6 protein-coding genes are annotated in these 4,598 nt (G+C 53.2%); 1 reads left to right on the top strand and 5 read right to left on the bottom strand.

Annotated features, from left to right (window positions below; translation table 11 throughout):
* The 3 genes from AAC076_RS17240 to AAC076_RS17230 form a co-directional block, all read right to left on the bottom strand.
* Window positions 1-426, bottom strand: a 426-nt coding sequence (locus tag AAC076_RS17240; protein ID WP_339848074.1) for a beta-eliminating lyase-related protein, incomplete at its 3' end; no start/stop codon positions are given.
* 139 nt (window positions 427-565) lie between these two features.
* Window positions 566-1,435, bottom strand: a complete 870-nt coding sequence (locus AAC076_RS17235; RefSeq protein ID WP_339848071.1) for an acyl-CoA thioesterase II — start codon at window positions 1,433-1,435, stop codon at window positions 566-568.
* Window positions 1,436-1,489: 54 nt separating this feature from the next.
* Window positions 1,490-1,921, bottom strand: coding sequence for a lysozyme inhibitor LprI family protein (locus tag AAC076_RS17230; RefSeq protein WP_339848070.1), 432 nt, complete (start codon window positions 1,919-1,921; stop codon window positions 1,490-1,492).
* A gap of 135 nt (window positions 1,922-2,056) precedes the next feature.
* Here AAC076_RS17230 and AAC076_RS17225 point away from each other — a divergent pair, with 135 nt between their 5' ends.
* A complete protein-coding gene (locus tag AAC076_RS17225) occupies window positions 2,057-3,379 on the top strand; it encodes an alpha/beta hydrolase (RefSeq protein ID WP_339848069.1) in 1,323 nt (440 codons plus the stop codon).
* A 137-nt stretch (window positions 3,380-3,516) separates the two neighbouring features.
* Here the strand turns inward: AAC076_RS17225 and AAC076_RS17220 are convergent, their stop codons facing one another.
* Window positions 3,517-3,807 (bottom strand): DUF1330 domain-containing protein, encoded by a 291-nt coding sequence (locus tag AAC076_RS17220; protein ID WP_339848067.1) that lies wholly within the window; start codon window positions 3,805-3,807, stop codon window positions 3,517-3,519.
* Between the two features lie 66 nt (window positions 3,808-3,873).
* The coding region (locus AAC076_RS17215; protein WP_339848064.1) for a tRNA (adenine(22)-N(1))-methyltransferase TrmK at window positions 3,874-4,598 on the bottom strand (725 nt) is incomplete at its 5' end.

Genomic DNA, 4,598 nt, shown 5'->3' with positions numbered 1-4,598 from the left:
ACACTGCGTGATACTGAGCGCGCCGGGTATCTGGTTGTGGGGGCGGTCTTTGGGTATAGACTGCAGCGTGTCGCTTAGGCACTGCGCCGTCAGCTTATTGCCATCGTCACCTATCAACACCAAGCGAGCACCGCCCGTAAAGAGTTCAGGCGCACTCAGTTCATCAACGGCGATATGCGCTTGCGCATGACAGAGAATGGAATGCCACGGCTGCACCAGCGCGGACAACGCCAGGCAGTTCGACGCGGTCCCAGTCGCCACAAAAAACACATGCACAGGCTTCTCGAAAATCGCAGACAGCTGTGCAACCGCCGCCTGCGTCCATTGATCATTGGAGTAGGAACCCGCCACCCCTGTAGATGCATCGACAATCCCCTGGAGTACCGCGGGAGACACGCCAGATTGATTGTCGCTTGCGAAATTCATGAAGATTATCTCTACGGGTGAGGGAAAGGAACGAGGCTAACATATTCCCAGTCAGGCACTTGCCTGTGAGCCGGTCCTTGTAGCCTGATTGCTAAGTAAGCTATTGAATTTCAAGAGGGTATCTGACCCCGATCAGAGTTCACTCCACCAATCTGATCAGGCCTTCCTGCGCTACCGAGGCGACCAACTGGCCATCCTGGGTAAAGATGCTGCCTCGGTTTAGTCCGCGCGAGGCACCGGACCAGGGACTGTCCATAACATACAGCAGCCAGTCCTCGGTTCGAATCTCGGCGGCGTGGAACCAGACCGCGTGATCGATGCTCGCAGAACGTATTTGAGAATGACGCCAGGTCATTCCATGGGGCCGCAAGCAGGTGCTGAGCAGGGATAGATCCGATGCGTAGGCCAGAATGGCTCGCTGCAATGTCGCCTCGCTCCCTATCGATTCGCGACAGCGAAACCACGTCTTCTGCTGGTCCGTCGGCTCCACGGTCATAAAGCTCGCCTCACCACTAACCGGACGAACCTCGAACGGGCGTTCCCGTATCAAAGCATTGAAGAGTTTCTCGGGAAGCTGGTCGGCATGGGTCCGGGCGAGCTCCTGCTCATTAGGCAAGCCCTCCGGGCCCCGTACCTCTGGCAGCGGTTGCTGATGGGCCAGTCCTGACTCGAGCGCCTGAAACGAAGCCGTCAGGCTGAAGATCGGCTTGTCGTTCTGCCGGGCGACGACTCGGCGGTTGCTGAAGCTACGACCGTCCAGGTCGGCGAAGACTTCATAGTGGATCGGCAGATCGCTGTCGCCGGGGCGCATGAAATAGTTGTGGGCCGAATGCACCTGTTTCTCAGGAGCCACGGTGTTGGAAGCCGCCATCAGCGCCTGGGCCAGTACCTCGCCGCCGAAGATGCGGCCGTGATCGCCCTCACGGCGATGCCCAATGAAGTGAGTCTCGTCGATCTGGTCTACGACCAGCAGATCGGACAGCAGGGTCTTCCGTTTCGGTTCGTTCATGGGGTCAGGGTCTCGGGCCAAATGTGTCTTGCGCGATTAATCTTTGTGATGCGATCAAATGGGTGTTGCCGCGTTTTTATATTTAGTAAGTTGGCACACTCGTGCCTTCAATAGTTCGATGCCGTAGCCGGTAACGATGATTGGCTGCAAGCTTCCCCCACCTGAAATACTCTGCGACCACCAAAATTCGGCCTCAGTGTCACGGAAAGACAGCCATGATCTCTGTGCATCCCTCAGTAGCAGTTGCTCTTGCGGGGGAAGGATAGCCATCAGCTCACGGTATACACTGTTCAGCTCTTCATCCCATCCCGCATGTGCTCTGGATTGAGCTTCACGCATATCAACAGTAGTGCCACCATTCTGATCCATCTCCTGCTCTAACTGCGCATCAACTGGATGTATGCGGCCGGTGTCGCAGAACCGATCTGCCGCATAAGAAAATGGAGCAAATGCTGTAAATACAATAGCGAAGAATGTGGTTTTCATCGTGTCTCCAGTGGATGCCGAGAAGGGCATAGGCTCAGATTAGTAACAAGCTTTAGCAAGACCTGTTTCCTTTCCGCGTTAGAGTTTAACCTGTGAAGATACACACTGGCGCATAGGTCCAACAGGAAGGCTGCTATGTTTTTCAAAGGAATTGAAAACCGTCATCCCCTCGCAAGGATCAAAACGCCGTTAATCGCTTTACTGGGCAACCTGTTATTGCTGGTTACCGGATGTTCGACAACTGAACCGCTAATGCTTATGCCTTCGCCAGTGATCTACCAGGGCGGTGTGGTAGACCCCTTTGCGCACTTGGTCCCTGCTCGCCAAATACCCGTGTTGCCGATCTTCTATGCAACCAACAGAGGGCCAGAAGCCGAGAGTGATGCCTTGAGCTACGGAAACGACATCACACAGGATTTGCATCTGGGCCAGGCCGTCGTACAAATCGGTGATGAAACGACCAAGTGGACTGATTTATACGAGGCCTCAATCAATGACCAGACCGGTCTGCTGTTGCCGCTCGAACTTGAGTCCCTGAACGAGCAGGCCCGGATTCCGATAGCGGCGGGTCTAGCGCCAGATATGCTTAGCGAGGGAGCCCAACGCTACTTTGCTGACATAAATGCCGAGTTGGCGCAGGTAGAAGACCGCCAAATTCTGGTCTACGTGCATGGCACCAAGGTCGGCTTTCTCAACTCAGCGGCGCTGACTGCGGAAATCGACCACTTTTCTGGCCGTGACTATGTTGGCTTAGCCTTTGCCTGGCCTTCGCATCAGAACATCCTCAACTATTTGATCCGCGAGGACGTTCACCGCGCGCAATCTTCCAGCGACGCACTCGCCACCTTGCTGGAGCTGCTAGCCAGGCACACAGACGCCGAGCGAATCAATGTGCTTGCCTACAGCGCGGGCGCTCGTGTTACCTCCAGAGCGCTCGATCAGCTTCGAACCCAATACCATGATCAAAGTAGTTATCAGCTCAAGCAACGTTTGCGTATTGGAACAGTCATATTTGCCGCTGCCGATGTGGAGTTGACGCCGTTTCTGGAACGTCTGGGCAGCGTAAGTGATCTGGCGGAGCAGGTGGTGATTACGGTAAGCGATGAAGACAATGCCTTAATCGCTGCACGCCACTATATGGGTGGGGGTAACAGGGCAGGGGAAGAGCGGTCAGAGAGCGCTGAGCAATTTTTCATTCATGAACATCAAATCACCAATATTGAAATTATTGACGTATCTGCGGGCAAGCAAGCGCGTGGGTTTGATATAAGCGGCCACCACTATTGGTATCGGCATCCCTGGATAAGTAGCGATATGGTTTTTTTGCTCCGCACCGGCCTGCGACCAGAGCGACGAGGGCTGGATTTTTCCGAGCTTGAAGGGATCTGGTACTTGTCTAACGATTATCCTGAAAAAGTCCGCCGCGCAGCACAGCGAGAGATGACAGGTAGGTGGTAGAAAAGGAGCTATCGTTGTCGCATTTTGAAGGGAATGGGCTCGAATAATAACCGGGCTCAGATGAAGATTAATTCAGGACCAGTTAGCAGAAACTGGGAAATGCTCATCTGACCCCATTTTCCTTCTTTTTGCCTTCTTTATTCTAACCCCTTCACTAATATAGAGTTCGCTGTGCTTCCGGCATTACGGTGCTTCGATATAGCTTGATACTCGTCAGATGTCATCCAGGCTAAGGCCGATTTTTTTGATGGGAACTCAATAATTACCGAACGAGTATCATCCCAGTCGCCCATCAATATCGTCGGATCCTCATCAACACTCAACAGCTTGCCGTCGAATTTTTTGAAGACCTCTGCGAAGCCAGCTTCATATTTATCGTACTCACTGCGGTCATGTATTTTAAATCTGGCAACTATGTAAACGGACATGGTTTTTATCTCCTGATGTTGGATTGATTTTAGTGTTAGCCGGGTCAGTAGAGCATTAATCCATATTCATCTGACCACAAATTCCTCTGTTCGCCTGCGAGGCGATTTGCTGATCGTGACCGCGCGATAAACATCTATAGCCTCTCGCGCATTGTCTGCATTGCCCTTTTGGCTGTTCTGGTAGTGCTTTAACGTCTTGTGCAGGTAACTCCTTGCAATGCTCTCCTGCGCAGGGGTGTCTGCCTGCCATATTGTATCGCCCACGGGGCTGATCTCACGCCACTCGGGAGTTCCTTTCTTCCCTGCTGAGACGAGCAACACCTCATAAAAACGCTGATTATCGCTCACCAGCACTTCCTCTTTAAGGCTGAAATCCAGAGCAACTAATTGCTGGCGCAGAGGGTATTCCTGATGAACCGGGCAGAGCAGGAAATCGAGCTGGGCGCGGGGGTGCTTGCTATGAATCTCCAGGATAAAGCGCGTTATCAGGTCTCCACCCACACCGGCAATGATGATCAGGTGCTTGCCGGGATACCGCTCCAGCGGCAATGCGGCAGTATCCATGCAGTGGGTATACCAGTTGCTGGATGTCACTGAATAAAAGCGCTGGAGTTTTTCGTTCAGTTGATTGATCAGCCTGGGAAGCACGTCAACAAAGTGAATGTGCGGTGCCGCCTGATTGGAGAGCAGCGCTGCGCCGAGCAGGCCGTGATCACAGCAGCAGTCCCATATGTGGGTTGTTAATGGCCAATTAATCTGACCCACCTCTGGCCAACAATTTTGACCCACCC

Origin of the sequence: uncultured Halopseudomonas sp., assembly GCF_963977355.1 — a bacterium.
GTDB lineage: Bacteria > Pseudomonadota > Gammaproteobacteria > Pseudomonadales > Pseudomonadaceae > Halopseudomonas.
This window is presented reverse-complemented; position numbering and strand designations above follow the sequence as displayed.

Coding starts and splice junctions, on each gene's coding strand:
- AAC076_RS17235 (WP_339848071.1), bottom strand. CDS start 1,435: ATGAACGAACCGAAACGGAAGACCCTGCTGTCCGATCTGCTGGTCGTA.
- AAC076_RS17230 (WP_339848070.1), bottom strand. CDS start 1,921: ATGAAAACCACATTCTTCGCTATTGTATTTACAGCATTTGCTCCATTT.
- AAC076_RS17225 (WP_339848069.1), top strand. CDS start 2,057: ATGTTTTTCAAAGGAATTGAAAACCGTCATCCCCTCGCAAGGATCAAA.
- AAC076_RS17220 (WP_339848067.1), bottom strand. CDS start 3,807: ATGTCCGTTTACATAGTTGCCAGATTTAAAATACATGACCGCAGTGAG.